Annotated in this window: 12 protein-coding genes; 3 read left to right on the top strand and 9 right to left on the bottom strand. The window is 64.4% G+C overall.

What is annotated here, in order from left to right:
- Window positions 1-7: 7 nt before the first annotated feature.
- The 7 genes from RFM98_RS24450 to RFM98_RS24480 all read right to left on the bottom strand — a co-directional run bounded on the left by RFM98_RS24450 (window position 8) and on the right by RFM98_RS24480 (window position 8,323).
- Window positions 8-2,587, bottom strand: coding sequence for a sensor histidine kinase (locus RFM98_RS24450; RefSeq protein ID WP_320311197.1), 2,580 nt, complete (start codon window positions 2,585-2,587; stop codon window positions 8-10).
- 188 nt (window positions 2,588-2,775) lie between these two features.
- Entirely contained in the window at window positions 2,776-4,176 is a 1,401-nt protein-coding gene (ahcY, locus tag RFM98_RS24455) for an adenosylhomocysteinase (RefSeq protein WP_320311198.1), read from the bottom strand.
- A 167-nt stretch (window positions 4,177-4,343) separates the two neighbouring features.
- Window positions 4,344-4,640, bottom strand: a complete 297-nt coding sequence (locus tag RFM98_RS24460; protein WP_320214859.1) for an HPr family phosphocarrier protein — start codon at window positions 4,638-4,640, stop codon at window positions 4,344-4,346.
- Window positions 4,637-5,038: a PTS sugar transporter subunit IIA gene (locus RFM98_RS24465; RefSeq protein ID WP_320214860.1), complete on the bottom strand. Its 402-nt coding sequence runs from the start codon at window positions 5,036-5,038 to the stop codon at window positions 4,637-4,639. The genes RFM98_RS24460 and RFM98_RS24465 overlap by 4 nt, the downstream gene beginning before the upstream one ends.
- A gap of 164 nt (window positions 5,039-5,202) precedes the next feature.
- Window positions 5,203-5,664: an HPr kinase/phosphorylase gene (locus tag RFM98_RS24470; RefSeq protein WP_320311199.1), complete on the bottom strand. Its 462-nt coding sequence runs from the start codon at window positions 5,662-5,664 to the stop codon at window positions 5,203-5,205.
- Window positions 5,665-5,678: 14 nt separating this feature from the next.
- On the bottom strand, window positions 5,679-7,463 hold the full coding sequence (locus tag RFM98_RS24475; RefSeq protein ID WP_320311200.1) for a sensor histidine kinase: 1,785 nt from the start codon (window positions 7,461-7,463) through the stop codon (window positions 5,679-5,681).
- 158 nt (window positions 7,464-7,621) lie between these two features.
- Entirely contained in the window at window positions 7,622-8,323 is a 702-nt protein-coding gene (locus RFM98_RS24480) for a response regulator transcription factor (protein ID WP_006201274.1), read from the bottom strand.
- Between the two features lie 341 nt (window positions 8,324-8,664).
- Here RFM98_RS24480 and RFM98_RS24485 point away from each other — a divergent pair, with 341 nt between their 5' ends.
- The 3 genes from RFM98_RS24485 to RFM98_RS24495 all read left to right on the top strand — a co-directional run bounded on the left by RFM98_RS24485 (window position 8,665) and on the right by RFM98_RS24495 (window position 11,644).
- A complete protein-coding gene (locus RFM98_RS24485; RefSeq protein WP_320311201.1) occupies window positions 8,665-10,275 on the top strand; it encodes a phosphoenolpyruvate carboxykinase in 1,611 nt (536 codons plus the stop codon).
- 185 nt (window positions 10,276-10,460) lie between these two features.
- Window positions 10,461-10,898 (top strand): alternative ribosome rescue aminoacyl-tRNA hydrolase ArfB, encoded by a 438-nt coding sequence (gene arfB / locus RFM98_RS24490; protein WP_320311202.1) that lies wholly within the window; start codon window positions 10,461-10,463, stop codon window positions 10,896-10,898.
- A gap of 89 nt (window positions 10,899-10,987) precedes the next feature.
- A complete protein-coding gene (locus RFM98_RS24495) occupies window positions 10,988-11,644 on the top strand; it encodes an alpha-ketoglutarate-dependent dioxygenase AlkB (protein WP_320311203.1) in 657 nt (218 codons plus the stop codon).
- Here the strand turns inward: RFM98_RS24495 and RFM98_RS24500 are convergent.
- Both RFM98_RS24500 and RFM98_RS24505 read right to left on the bottom strand, forming a co-directional pair.
- Entirely contained in the window at window positions 11,611-13,197 is a 1,587-nt protein-coding gene (locus tag RFM98_RS24500; RefSeq protein ID WP_320311204.1) for a hypothetical protein, read from the bottom strand. The two genes, RFM98_RS24495 and RFM98_RS24500, sit on opposite strands and share 34 nt — an antisense overlap.
- Window positions 13,194-13,670 carry a GtrA family protein gene (locus tag RFM98_RS24505; RefSeq protein WP_320311205.1) on the bottom strand — a complete coding sequence of 159 codons (477 nt, stop codon included), beginning with the start codon at window positions 13,668-13,670 and terminating at the stop codon, window positions 13,194-13,196. Before RFM98_RS24505 ends, RFM98_RS24500 begins: the two co-directional genes overlap by 4 nt.
- Between the last annotated feature and the right edge of the window lies 1 nt (window position 13,671).

A 13,671-nucleotide genomic window follows, 5' to 3' on the forward strand; every position in this document is an offset into this window, starting at 1 on the left:
GGCCGCGCTACTCGGCCGCGTCGCGGATGCCCGCCGGCGTATCCGGGATACCGGAAGGCCTGTCCGGGAAGGTGCAGATGACCGTGGTTCCCTTGTCCTGGCCGGTCTCGATGCGCACGGTTCCACCGTGCAGCTCGACGAAGCTCTTGACGATCGAGAGCCCGAGCCCTGCGCCGCGCCGCCGCCCGCCATTGGCGCGCGGCTCGAAGCGGCGGAAGACCGATTCCAGCACATCCGGCGGCATGCCGGGACCGTCATCATGCACCGAGAACTCGACGCTGTCTGCCAACCGGCGGCATGTCAGCGTGATCGTGCTCGCCTCCGGCGCATAGTTCGCCGCGTTGCTGAGCAGGTTGTAGAGGATCTGGCGGATGCGGATTTCGTCGCCATGGAAGCTCGCCGGCGCCTTCGCCGCATCGATCTCGAGCTTGATCCGGTGCTCGTCCAGCCGGTCTGAGACCAGTTCGGCGGCCGCGGCGATCGTCCGGTCGATATTCATTTCGGAGATATCGAGCTGCATGATGCCGGCATCGACGGTCGCCAGGTCGAGAATATCGTTGACGATGGTGAGCAGCACCGATGACGACGAGCCGACATACTCGACATATTCGCGCTGCTTCGGCGTCAACGGCCCAGTCGAGGGCAGCGACAGAAGCTCGGTGAAGCCGATGATGTTGGTCAGCGGCGAGCGCAGCTCATAGGACACGTGTTGCACGAATTCGTTCTTAAGCTGGTCGGATTTCTCCAGCGCTTCGTTCCTGTCCTTCAGCGCCCGTTCGACATTGACGGTGTCGGTGACGTCGACGAAGGTGATCATTACCTGGCCGTTGGGCAGGTGGATCACCGCGTAGCTCAACACCGTGCCGTTGACGAGCTCGATCTGGCCGCGGCGGTCGCGGCGCTCGTCGTCGAAACCGGTGACCGCGGCGACGAAGCCGCCCCACGGGCTGTTCGCGGCCCGCTGGTTGCACAGATCGCGGATCGCCGAAACATGGACTTTGGGCGCGACCGCTTCCGGCGTCAGCCCCCACAGCGCGACGAAGGCCGGATTGGACAGGCGCAGCCGCCCGTCCGGACCGAACACGACCACGCCTTCGGCGAGGTTGTCCAGCGTCTCGCCCTGCACCCGCACGGCGGTCTGGTAGCGGCTTTCGAGGTCCATCTTCTCGGTCAGGTTCTCGAACACCCAGGTGACGCCGCCCTTCGGCTGCGGGTTCGCCACCACGCGGATCGTCTTGCCGTCCGGCAGGTGCCACCAGTGCTCCTGCGATTCGACGGCGCGATAGGCGCTGAGCAGGTTTTCCTTCCAGCGCCGCCATTCCGGTTGCTCGGCGATCTTACCTTCGCTGCGCAGCCGGTCGAGCAGCAGCGTGTTGGAGGGAGCGCTGAGCAGGAAGCCGCTGTCGAGGCCCCAGAGCTTCTGGAACGCCTGGTTGAAGAAACGCAGTTTTTCCTCGGTGTCGAAGATCGCCACGGCGGTGTTCAACTGGTCGAGCGTGTCGGCATGGCTGCGCACGGTCCGCTCATATTCGGCGCGGATCGTCTCGGCGGCGCTGGTGTCGCAAGCCAGCCCCGCCGAACCATCGGCGCCGGCGAAGTCGGTCACCGCGAACATGCGGCGGTCGCCCTCGATCACGGTGGAAAGCGTCTGTTCGAAGACCGGGCGCGACTTGTGCTGCTCGGCGATCTGCTCGCGCGCCTGGCCGCCGAGGAATTCCTTGGCGTCGCGCACGGCCGCGGCCGCGCTTTCCGCCTCCACCGCCTCGGCATAGGCGCGGTTGACCCATTGCAGGCGCCCGTCCGCGCCGCGCAGCCACGTCGGCATCTTCAGCGCGTCGAGCAGGCCGACCATGGTGTCGTAGTCGGCGCTGAGCCGCTGGTTCTCGATCTTAAGCCTGGCCTGGCTGCGCAGCGTCTCCGACAGCGAGACGAAGCGCACAAGCACATGCGCCGCGCTCTTGCGGCCATGCACTTCCAGCGGTGTGCCTGCCTGCGTCTCGATGACGAGATCGAAGGCCTTCGCCTGTTCGCGCAGCGCGGCAACCGCGTGCTCCAGCGCCGCCGCCGAGCGTGGCATCAGCCAGCGGCCGAAGGCTAGGAAAGCGGACCTGTCGTCCGGCGCGCCGCTTTCCAGCGGCAGGCTGCCGATGAGCTCGGGTTTCTTGTTGTCCGTGGTCCAGACGACCAGGCGCTGGTCGCGCAGATTGAGCAGCGCCTCGGAACGCTGCAGTGCCGCGTTGACGTCCGCGATGCGGGCCCTGAGCTGGACATTCTGCGAGGCGGTGCGCGCGCGCTCGCGGATCAGGAAGACGGCCGAGACCAGCGCCGCGCCCATGACGCCGACGAACATGGCGAGCTGCATGACCTCGACGGTGCTGACCGGCGTTGCCGCCCTCTCCGGAATGCCTGTTTCGGCGCGTGCGGCAAATGCGAGCAACGGGCCGGCAAGCGCCGAGGTGGCAAGAAGCAAGGCCAGCCGCATGCCGGCACCAATGCCGCCGCGCTTCAGGGCAGGGCCTGCCTCGTTCGAATCCCTATGGCCGCCGGAGACGGCCTTTCCCGCGCGTGGCGGGTAATCCCCCGGCATGTCTTGGTCCTCTTCGCCGCTTGAATGCAAGACCGCCCTGAATGCGTCCCGGTCCATCCTGTCCCCGGACCGCGAATCACAACAATAACGCCTGCCGGAATCGGCGTGAAGAATCATGACGCAAAAAATAAAGCCGGGCGGAAAGTCAACCGCCCGGCTTCAATATATGGTAGATAATTTCGTTTTGGTTAATAGCGGTAGTGTTCCGGCTTGAACGGTCCCTGCGGCGTCACGCCGATATAGGCGGCCTGTTCGCCGGACAGTTCGGTGAGGCGCGCGCCGAGCTTGTCGAGATGCAAGCGCGCCACCTTCTCGTCGAGGTGCTTGGGCAGCACATAGACCTGGTTCTGGTACTGGCCGTGCTTGGAGAAAAGCTCGATCTGCGCCAGCACCTGGTTGGTGAACGAGGCCGACATGACGAAGCTCGGATGTCCGGTGGCGTTGCCGAGGTTGAGCAGGCGTCCCTCGGACAGCAGGATCATCCGCTTGCCGTCCGGGAAGGTGATCAGGTCCACCTGCGGCTTGACGTTGGTCCATTTCAGGTTGCGCAGCGACGCCACCTGGATCTCGTTGTCGAAGTGGCCGATATTGCCGACGATCACCATGTCCTTCATCGACCGCATGTGGTCGAGCGTGACGACGTCCTTGTTGCCGGTGGTGGTGATGACGATGTCGGCGGTGGGCGCCGCGTCTTCCAGCGTGACCACCTCATAGCCGTCCATCGCCGCCTGCAGCGCGCAGATCGGGTCGACTTCGGTGACTTTCACGCGGGCGCCGGCGCCGCGCAGCGAAGCCGACGAGCCCTTGCCGACGTCGCCATAGCCGCACACCACCGCGACCTTGCCGGCCATCATCGTGTCGGTGCCGCGGCGGATGCCGTCGACCAGCGATTCCTTGCAGCCATACTTGTTGTCGAATTTCGACTTGGTGACGGAATCGTTGACGTTGATCGCCGGGAAGGGCAGCAGGCCCTTCTTCTGCAACTGGTAGAGCCGGTTGACGCCGGTGGTCGTCTCCTCGGTGACGCCGCGGATCGCTTCCCGCTGCCTGGTGAAGAAGCCGGGCGAAGCCTTCATGCGCTTCTTGATCTGGGCGAACAGGATCTCTTCCTCCTCGCTGCCGGGGTTGGACAGCACGTCCTCGCCGGCCTCGGCGCGGGCGCCGAGCAGGATGTACATGGTGGCGTCGCCGCCATCGTCCAGGATCATGTTGGAGGTGCCGCCGTCGGTCCACTGGAAGATGCGGTCGGTGTAGTTCCAGTAATCCTCGAGCGTCTCGCCCTTGATCGCGAACACCGGAATACCGGCCTCGGCGATCGCCGCGGCCGCGTGATCCTGCGTCGAGAAGATGTTGCAGGAGGCCCAGCGGATGTCGGCGCCCAGCGCCTTCAGCGTTTCGATCAGCACCGCCGTCTGGATCGTCATATGCAGCGAGCCGGTGATGCGCGCGCCCTTGAGCGGCTTCTTGTCGCCGAATTCCTCGCGGCAGGCCATCAGGCCCGGCATTTCGGTTTCGGCGATCTCGATCTCCTTGCGGCCCCAGCCGGCAAGCGAGATGTCGGCGACCACATAGTCCTTGCTACCTGTCATGGCAGTGCTCCGGTGTGATTTATCTCAAAAACGCGCCGGCGCCGGGACGGCGCAGGGAGGGCGCGAATTGCCGGCCTGACTAGCAGATCGGCCGTCACACGACAATGGGATATAAAGAAATCTTTATGCGCGCATGTCCTGGTAGCGCGCGATGCGAAACTGGATGATTAGATTTCCTCGCCGAAACGCGAGGCGACCAGCTGCTCCAGCGCATCCATGGCCGGCACGGCTTCCGGGCCGCTGGCGATGACACGGATCGAATAGCCCGGGCTCGCCGCCAGCATCATCAGGCCCATGATCGAGGTGCCGCCGACCTTCACGCCGTCCTTCTCGACATGGATGGTGGCGTTGAAGCCGCTGGCGACCTGGACGAACTTGGCCGAAGCGCGCGCATGCAGTCCGCGCTGATTGATGATCGGGAATTCCCGCACCACCTCATCCGTCGCCGATGCCGATGCGTTCATTTGCTGCTCAGGAGCTGGCTGGCGACGTTGATGTATTTGCGGCCCGCTGCCTGCGCTTCGTCGAGCGCGGCGGTCATGTTGTCGCCCTTGCGGATCGACGAGAGCTTGATCAGCATCGGCAGATTCATGCCGGCGATGACCTCGGTGCGGCCGGATTCCATCACCGAGATGGCGAGGTTGGAGGGCGTGCCGCCGAACATGTCGGTGAGCACGATGACGCCCGTACCGGTGTCGACGCGCGCCACCGCGTCGACAATGTCGGCCCGGCGCTGCTCCATGTCGTCGTCGGCGCCGATCGCCACGGTTTCGAAATTGTCTTGCGGCCCGACGACATGCTCTACGGCATGCCGGAACTCGGTGGCGAGTTGACCGTGCGTCACGAGCACGAGTCCGATCATTCTCTGGTGGCTCCCGTCATCGCCGCTTCACTGGCGTATCTTATGTTCGCCAGCCATTCCAGGCGGCGGGAGCGCTATCTTGTCGACGCGCGGCCGGTTGACAAGCCCAAAATTGCGGCGGCCCGGGCCATTTTGACGCATCGCAGCAAAAAAACCGGGCGTGATCACGAAAAAGGCTGGATCGACAGTCGCGCCGTCACCATGGGCAGCGCTGCGGTAACGTTCTGCCGGGCGACGTCGATGCGGGACAGCCGGCATCCGTCGATCGTTTCAGCGGATTCGTCCTGCAGACGCGCCATTTCGGCCGGTTCGACAAGCCGAACCACAAGGTCGATCACAGCGGCCGGCTCGAAAGCAAGCGGCCGCGGTCCGATGCCGTGCACCTCGGCGAGGCCGGCGATGCTTGTCGGCGCGCGGCACACCAGCCGGCCGCCATGAGCGGCCGCGAACAACTGGTCGTCGGCGACGAGCCGGGAAAACACCCCGCGAGCAAGGCAATGTTCGAGGAGCGCCAGCGCCAGCGTCGTCTTGCCGGCACCCGACGGCCCGGTGATCAGCACGCCATGCTCGCCGATCAGTATGGCCGTCCCATGAATGTTCCGGGGTTTCGCGGCGGAGTCTGGCATGTTCGGTTCGGCGATCAGCCTTCCGCGGGCAGCGTCACTACGAAGCGCGCGCCCTTGATCTCGCCGGGCTTGGTGCCGGGGATGTTCTCGGCCGTCAGCGTGCCGCCATGCGCCTCGACGATCTGGCGGCTGATCGACAGCCCGAGGCCGGAGTTCTGGCCGAACGCCTCCCCCGCCGGCCGGTCGGTGTAGAAGCGCTCGAAGATGCGCTCGATCTTCTCCGCCCGGATACCCGGGCCGTTGTCGTCGACGGTGATGATGTTGAATTTGCCGGCGCGCGCCAGCGAAATGGTGATGTGGCCATGCTCGTCGGGCACGAAGGAGCGCGCGTTCTCGATCAGGTTGGTGATGACCTGGCCGATCCGCAGGTCATGGCCGACAACGAAATAGCCTTTGGCGCCGGCCGGCAGCTTGGCGACCTTGAGCTCGATCTCGACGGCCTTCTTGTTACGCGTGGCTTCGCGCGAGACCGCGATGAGATCGGTCGTGAACTTCTTCAGATCGACGATTGCCGCATCCTCGCGCGCGAGCTCGGCGTCGAGCCGCGAGGCGTCCGAGATGTCGGTGATCAGCCGGTCGAGCCGCCTCACATCGTGCTGGATGATTTCCATCAGCCGGCCACGCGAGTTCTCGTTCTTCGCCAGGGGCAGCGTCTCGACCGCGCTGCGTAGCGAAGTCAGCGGGTTCTTCAATTCGTGCGACACGTCGGCGGCAAAGCTTTCGATCGCCTCGATGCGTGCATAAAGCGCGTTGGTCATGTCGCGCACGGCAATGGACAAATTGCCGATCTCGTCCTGCCGGTCGGAAAAATCCGGGATTTCCTCGCGGCTCTTGACGCCGCGCCGCACCCGGACGGCGGCGGCGGAAAGCCGCCGCAGCGGATTGGCGATGGTTGACGCCAGAAGCATCGACAGGATCGCGGTGACCAGAGCCGCCACCCCGAACACGCGCAGGATCGCCTTGCGCTCGGCCGCGACGATCTTGTCGATGTCGCCGCCTTCGGTGGACAGCATCAGCACGCCGAGCACGGCGCGGAAGCGCTGGATCGGCACCGCGACGGAGACGATCTGCTCGCCCTGTTCGCTCACCCGCACGATGGTCGATGGACCGCCGGTCAGCGCCTTGACCACTTCCGGGAAGGCCGCGCCATTGCCGCCGGGCTGCTCGTGATAGACGGGCAGGTCCTTGTTGCGGAAGAAGTCGAAGATGAACTTCTCCACCCGCTCCACAACGCCGGGCTGCTCGTCGTCGACGGGCGGCAGGTCGTAGCGCAGGATCTGGCCGCGCGAGTAGAGGTGCCGGGAATCGAGCAGCAGGTTCGCGTCGCGGTCGTAGATGCGGGCGCGGGTGCGCGTCGGCGAGATCAGTCGTCGCAACACCGGCGCCACGCGTTCGGGATTGATCGGGAAGTCGAGATTGTCGAGCTGGTCCGACCCCGGCCCCAGGCTCTCGCCGGCCTGCAGCTCAAGCAGTTTTTCCGGATCGATGCTGATCGAATCGGTTTCCACCGTTGCCGAGGCCGCGATGGCTCCGGCGATGATCTCGCCCTGCGTCATCAGGCTCTCGACGCGGGCGTCGATCAGGCCGTCGCGGAAGGTGTTGAGGTAGAGGATGCCGGTGACCAGCACGGCAAGGCCGGCCAGGTTGAGGAACAGGATGCGCCGTGTCAGGCTGGAGAAGATGTGATGGCCGAGAAACCGGCGCATCGGCACCGTGAATCTCGACACGAAGGCGGGCACGATCCGCGGCGGACGCCTTGCCGCGCCCGTCCGTCTGCCTCGCTCTACTTCCACTGCCATCGAATAGCAGGCCCTGCTTAGTTAGTGAGTAGTGAGTAGGCAGTAGGCAGTAGGGAATAGAGAAATGGTTGGCGGACCGCGGCTATGCATGAGTGGCCGCTCGCAGCATTCAAAACTGACTACCGACTATTCCCTACTGCCTACTCACTACTGCCTGTTCATGCTTCGCGAAACCGGTATCCGACTCCGTAAAGGGTTTCGATCATCTCGAAGTCGTCGTCGACGGCCTTGAACTTCTTGCGCAGCCGCTTGATGTGGCTGTCGATGGTGCGGTCGTCGACATAGACCTGCTCATCATAGGCCGAATCCATCAGCGCATCACGGCTTTTTACCACACCGGGGCGCTGCGCCAGCGAATGCAGGATGAGGAACTCGGTCACCGTCAGCGTCACCGGCTCGCCCTTCCACGTGCAGGTATGGCGTTCCTGGTCCATCACCAGCTGGCCGCGTTCGAGCGAGCGGGCCTGCTGGCTCGGCGCCTTGGCCGCCGCCTCGCGGGCACTGGTCCGGCGCAGCACCGCGCGCACGCGCTCGACCAGCAGGCGCTGCGAGAACGGTTTGCGGATGAAGTCGTCGGCGCCCATCTTGAGCCCGAACAACTCATCGATCTCATCGTCCTTCGAGGTCAGGAAGATGACCGGCAGGTCCGACTTCTGTCGCATGCGGCGCAACAGCTCCATGCCGTCCATGCGCGGCATCTTGATGTCGAGGATGGCGAGGTTCGGCGGCCGCGCCGCCAGGCCTTCCAGCGCCGACGCACCGTCCGTGTAGGTTTCGACCCGATAGCCCTCGGACTCGAGCGCGATCGACACCGAGGTCAGAATGTTGCGGTCGTCGTCGACAAGCGCGATTGTTGCCATTTCAAGCGGCTCCCTCATGGGCTGTCCCTTCTGTCGTCGAGAAGGGGCTTTTGCAGGACAAATTGGGTACAAAATGTGGCACGGGCCCTGTCCGAAGTCACGGGCGGCCTGCCGCTACACACCATCGCACCCGTACCGGATCGGACGAAGCAAGCCTGCCGATCCTTTGGGCAACCTCTGTGGTTTTTTGCACATATAAACGATTTAAACAACTTTCAAATTTTTTAAATCGATTAATGATTTGATATCATTCGGCTTTTCTGGTTCTGAACCTGGCAACCCCGGCATGGGGCTCCGGGAAATCACCCGTCACATGCGGCCAAATCCAGAGAGGAAATTTGATGTCGGAAGCCGGCAAACGCAACCCCGACTGCGCTATTGACGCGATCGGCCTGAAGACCACGGGCGTGGTGCGCTACAATTTCGGCGCGGCCGAACTCTACGAGGAAGCGATCCGGCGCGGCGAGGCGAGATTGACCGCGCAGGGCGCGCTGGTCGCTGAGACCGGCCAGCACACCGGGCGTTCGCCGAAGGACAAGTTCGTCGTGCGCGACGAGGCGACCGGCCCGCATGTCTGGTGGGACAACAACAAGGAGATTTCGCCGGCGCAGTTCGAAACGCTGCTTGCCGATTTCAAGGCCCATGCAACCGGCAAGGACCTTTACGTTCAGGACCTCGTCGGCGGCGCCGACGCCGATCTCAACCTGCCGACCCGGGTCGTCACCGAATTCGCCTGGCATTCGCTGTTCATCCGCAATCTTTTGATCCGACCGCAAGCCGCGGAGCTCGAGCGCTTCGTGCCGCGGATGACGATCATCGACCTGCCGTCCTTCCGCGCCGATCCGGCACGTCACGGCACCCGCACCGAAACGGTGATCGCGGTCGATCTCACCCGCAAGATCGTGCTGATCGGCGGCACCTCCTATGCCGGCGAAATGAAGAAGTCGGTGTTCACCATGCTGAACTATCTGCTGCCGGCAGAAGGCGTGATGCCGATGCATTGTTCGGCCAATGAAGGGCCGGACGGCGACGCGGCCGTCTTCTTCGGCCTGTCCGGCACCGGCAAGACGACCCTTTCCGCGGATCCATCGCGCACGCTGATCGGCGACGACGAGCATGGCTGGGGTCCGCACGGCATCTTCAATTTCGAGGGCGGCTGCTACGCCAAGACGATCAGGCTTTCGGCCGAGGCCGAGCCGGAAATCTTCGCCACCACGCAGCGCTTCGGCACGGTGCTGGAGAATGTCGTGCTCGATGCCGGCCGCGTGCCGGATTTCAACGACGGCAGCCTTACCGAAAACACGCGCTGCGCCTACCCGCTGGATTTCATCCCCAATGCCTCGAAGACCGGCCGCGCGGGTCACCCGAAGAACATCATCATGCTGACCGCCGACGCTTTCGGCGTCATGCCGCCGATTGCCAGGCTGACGCCGGCGCAGGCGATGTACCACTTCCTGTCCGGTTATACCGCCAAGGTCGCCGGCACCGAAAAGGGCGTCACCGAACCGGAGGCGACGTTCTCGACCTGCTTCGGTGCTCCGTTCATGCCGCGCCATCCATCCGAATATGGCAATCTGCTGCGCGAGCTGATCGCCAGCCACGGTGTCGACTGCTGGCTGGTCAACACCGGCTGGACCGGGGGTGCCTATGGCACCGGCCGGCGCATGCCGATCAAGGTGACGCGCGCCCTGCTGGGTGCCGCGCTAGACGGTTCGCTGAAGTCGGCCGAGTTCCGCACCGACGCCAATTTCGGCTTCGAGGTGCCGGTCGCGGTTCCGGGCGTCGACGGCGCCATTCTCGACCCGCGCTCGACCTGGGCGGACAAGGCCGGTTACGACCGCCAGGCCACGAAGCTGGTCAACATGTTCGCCGTCAATTTCGAGAAATTCGAACGCCACGTCGACGCGACCATCCTCGGCGCCGCGCCGCGGCTGCAGGAAGCGGCTGAATAGCGGCCGCTTCCGATATTTTTCCTCCAGGGCCTGGCCAAAGCAATTCCAGGAAACTGCGGAGCGGTTTTCCGTCCGGAATTGCGTCAACACAAAAAGATAGAGTGGTTCGACGTTCCCGTGAAACGGTGAACCGCTCTATCGCCGGGCCCTTTTCTTTTTGCCGCCATCGCGTCATGAGTGCGTGCATGGCGAGCGACGACGATATCATCATCTCCGGCGAAGCTGTCATCCATCCGGGTGACCTGCATGAGGATTTCATCCGCTCGTCCGGCCCCGGCGGCCAGAACGTCAACAAGGTGGCCACCGCCGTCCAGCTGCGCTTCGACGCGGCGAACGCGTCCGGCCTGTCCGAGCGCGTGCGCGGGCGCGCCATCAAGCTTGCCGGCCAGCGCGCCACCAAGGACGGCGTCATCGTCATCGAGGCCGGCCGCTTCCGCACCCAGGAGCAGAACCGCGCCGATGCGCGGGCGCGCTTGACCGAGCTGGTCGCCAAGGCGGCCGAGCCACCGCCGCCGCCGCGCAAGAAGACCAGGCCGTCCAAAGGCGCCGTGGAGCGCCGTCTCAAGAGCAAGGCAGGTCGATCGACGGTAAAAAAGCTGCGCGGTCGGATCGAGAACGACTGAGGACCGCGCCCCGAAAGAGAGACGGCGGCTTTCGGGTCGCCGTTTTCTTTTGCCGGTGGCATGCTTGGACCAGTCAACAGGATGGACCCATGCTCGTTTTGCCGAAAGGCGTCCGCCACATGCCGGGTTACCTCGCGCGCCCCGCCCAGGAAGCGCTGGTCGAGGAGATCCGGCGCGTCGTGCAGGCAGCACCCCTCTACGTGCCGGCCATGCCGCGCACCGGCAAGGAGATGAGCGTGCGCATGACCAATTGCGGCGCGCTTGGCTGGGTGACCGACAAGGAGGATGGCTACCGCTATCAGCCGGCGCATCCGGTGACCGGCGAGCCCTGGCCGCCGATCCCGGAGGCGCTGTTGCAATTATGGCGCGAGGTCTCGGCCTACCCGCATCCGCCCGAGGCCTGCCTGGTCAACTTCTATTCGGCGGATGCCAAGATGGGCCTGCACCAGGACCGCGACGAGAAGGATTTCGCTGCGCCCGTGGTGTCGGTCTCGCTGGGCGACGACTGCTTGTTCCGGGTCGGCCAGAGCACACGCGACGGTGGCACGAAATCGTTCAGGCTGAAGAGCGGCGACGTCGTCGTGCTCGGCGGCGAAGGGCGCCTGAGCTTCCACGGCGTCGACCGCATCTATCCCGCGACGTCGGCGCTCCTGAAGAATGGCGGCCGCATCAATCTGACGCTGCGGCGGGTGACGGTGCCGGCACAGGCAGATCAGCCTGCCGGTGGCGGGTCGGGTCTGACATAGTCGTTGCGCAGATAGACGCGCAGGCGCCCCCATTCGACGAGCACGCGATAACCTGCCAATATGCGGTCGAATCCGAAACGCCCGACCAGTTGGCGCGTCCAGGGGCCGTCGTCGATCTTGGTGATGATGAGATCCGGACGGAGGCGCTCGAACTCCTGTCGCTTGCCTTCGGCGTAGCGCGTCATGATCGCCTGGTAATGCGCCGCGCCGATAGTGTCACCGTCAAGAACGGTCTGCTGGTACCGGGCCGCTGCAACCTGTCCAACCCAGTCAAGGGCTTCGGCCGAAACGAATCGCCCGCCGATCATGCGGCTCAGCGGGTGCGCGGTGTCCAGATCCGGGGTGATGATGGCAACGGTCGGTTCAAAGGTCGCCGCGCGAATGGTGGCCACCACCGCGCTGTTTGGCCTCTGGGTGGGCCAATTCAGCACAAAGGCGACCATGATCGCCAGCGACAGCAATGACGGAGGCGGAACCGCCAGGTAGGAGAGCAGTCCCGCCGACCGACGTTTCATCCTGGGTAAAGCAAGCAGGCAGAGATTGGCCGCGACCGCCAGGGAAAGCGCGGGATAGGCGTGATAAGGCCAACCTTTGGCCTGGTAGAACAGCGGCAACAACGCGGCTGCCGATGCTGCCAGCGCCACCGCGGCCAATTCCGGAAACCGCCCGACCGGCCAGGCCCATAGCGCGAGATACGCCAGAAAGAACCAGGCGCAACCGTAGTAGGTCATGACATGCGCGGAGGCGCCGCCTTTTGCGTAAAGGTCCACCAGCAGAGGATAGACGTCGCGCAGAAATTCCGGATGGATCAGGATCACCGCGGCCAGATAGGCGACGCAAATGCCGCCGATGACCCAGTGCTCCGGCGCGAAGATCGGTTTCAGGCTTCGCCGACGCGCCGCGACGAGCAACGCCGAGGCCAGCACCATGACAGCATAGTAAGGCTTGATCAGCAGCAGGATGCTTCCGCAAAGTCCGGCGAGTGCCGCAATGCCAAGGCCTGGCTCGGCCTCCGCGTCCTTGCGCGCACGCCAGGCGTGGAGCGCCAGCAGCGGCAGGAACAGCGCAACGCCTAGGTGCTCGCGCTCGCTGAAGACATTGCCGGGAAAGATAACCAGCACCGCGAAGAAGGCAGGACCCAGCGTGAACAGGGCGGCCTTCTCCAGAAACCCCGCCCGCTTCACGATCGCGCCGGAAAACCAAATGCCGATCAGTGCGGCCAGGTAAGTCCAGGCCTGCACGAGGATTTCCGGCGCCATGCCGAGAATTCTGGCCGCGGCCACCGGCGGCAGATAGAGCCATACGCTGAACGGGGGATTGACCTCGTGCACTTGTGTATAAAGCCGCTCACCTGAAAGCATCCGCTCGCAGACGATGATCAGCCAACTCGTGTCGGGGATCGTTCCCCACCGCACCTGCCAAAGAACTGCGATGGCCAGGAGAATCGCAAAAGTAGCGACAGACCCTGCATACAGCGCTCGTGCCGGTAAGACGGAGGCGCCTGCATGGTCCTGCCTTGCGTCCGTCATCCCGACCTGCTCGGACATGCTCATCGGCTGGCCGCCACGAAAACGAAGTTTCGAAGAGTGACGAAATTCAGCGCCGGCACCAGAATGGCGGACAACGCCACCGGCACCGCGGGCGAAAATCCGGCGAGATCGGTAAGGATCGCAGCCAGCGCGAGCGAGAGCAGGAACCCAATGGCGGTGGCGACGGCGAAGCGGGGGATTTCGAACCCGACCGCTCCATCCGACATGAACGTCACGAACCTATGCCCGCAATAGGAGAACACAGCGCCGGCGCCGTAACCGGCTATCGCGGCGATTGTCACCGGTATGCCGAAGCCATGGCAAAGCGCCAAGGTGAGCACCGCGTAGATCGACGTCGACAAGCCGCCGATCGCCGCGAACCGCAGGATGCGCGCGGCCTCCGAACGGCCCAACGCCCAGGAGATGAAGCGTCCAACGGCGGAGGGCGCATCTTCGGCTCCGTCAAAGGTCGTCTCGCGGCGGGCCGTTTGTTGCATG

It is taken from the genome of Mesorhizobium australafricanum (assembly GCF_033977265.1).
Taxonomy (GTDB): Bacteria; Pseudomonadota; Alphaproteobacteria; order Rhizobiales; family Rhizobiaceae; genus Mesorhizobium; species Mesorhizobium australafricanum.

Bases quoted from the DNA above. Each gene is read 5' to 3' on its own strand.
- RFM98_RS24470 (WP_320311199.1), bottom strand. From the start codon at position 5,664: ATGCCAGACTCCGCCGCGAAACCCCGGAACATTCATGGGACGGCCATA.
- RFM98_RS24465 (WP_320214860.1), bottom strand. From the start codon at position 5,038: ATGATCGGACTCGTGCTCGTGACGCACGGTCAACTCGCCACCGAGTTC.
- RFM98_RS24485 (WP_320311201.1), top strand. From the start codon at position 8,665: ATGTCGGAAGCCGGCAAACGCAACCCCGACTGCGCTATTGACGCGATC.
- RFM98_RS24475 (WP_320311200.1), bottom strand. From the start codon at position 7,463: ATGGCAGTGGAAGTAGAGCGAGGCAGACGGACGGGCGCGGCAAGGCGT.
- RFM98_RS24480 (WP_006201274.1), bottom strand. From the start codon at position 8,323: ATGGCAACAATCGCGCTTGTCGACGACGACCGCAACATTCTGACCTCG.
- ahcY (WP_320311198.1), bottom strand. From the start codon at position 4,176: ATGACAGGTAGCAAGGACTATGTGGTCGCCGACATCTCGCTTGCCGGC.
- RFM98_RS24450 (WP_320311197.1), bottom strand. From the start codon at position 2,587: ATGCCGGGGGATTACCCGCCACGCGCGGGAAAGGCCGTCTCCGGCGGC.
- RFM98_RS24460 (WP_320214859.1), bottom strand. From the start codon at position 4,640: ATGAACGCATCGGCATCGGCGACGGATGAGGTGGTGCGGGAATTCCCG.
- RFM98_RS24495 (WP_320311203.1), top strand. From the start codon at position 10,988: ATGCTCGTTTTGCCGAAAGGCGTCCGCCACATGCCGGGTTACCTCGCG.
- RFM98_RS24505 (WP_320311205.1), bottom strand. From the start codon at position 13,670: ATGCAACAAACGGCCCGCCGCGAGACGACCTTTGACGGAGCCGAAGAT.
- arfB (WP_320311202.1), top strand. From the start codon at position 10,461: ATGGCGAGCGACGACGATATCATCATCTCCGGCGAAGCTGTCATCCAT.
- RFM98_RS24500 (WP_320311204.1), bottom strand. From the start codon at position 13,197: ATGAGCATGTCCGAGCAGGTCGGGATGACGGACGCAAGGCAGGACCAT.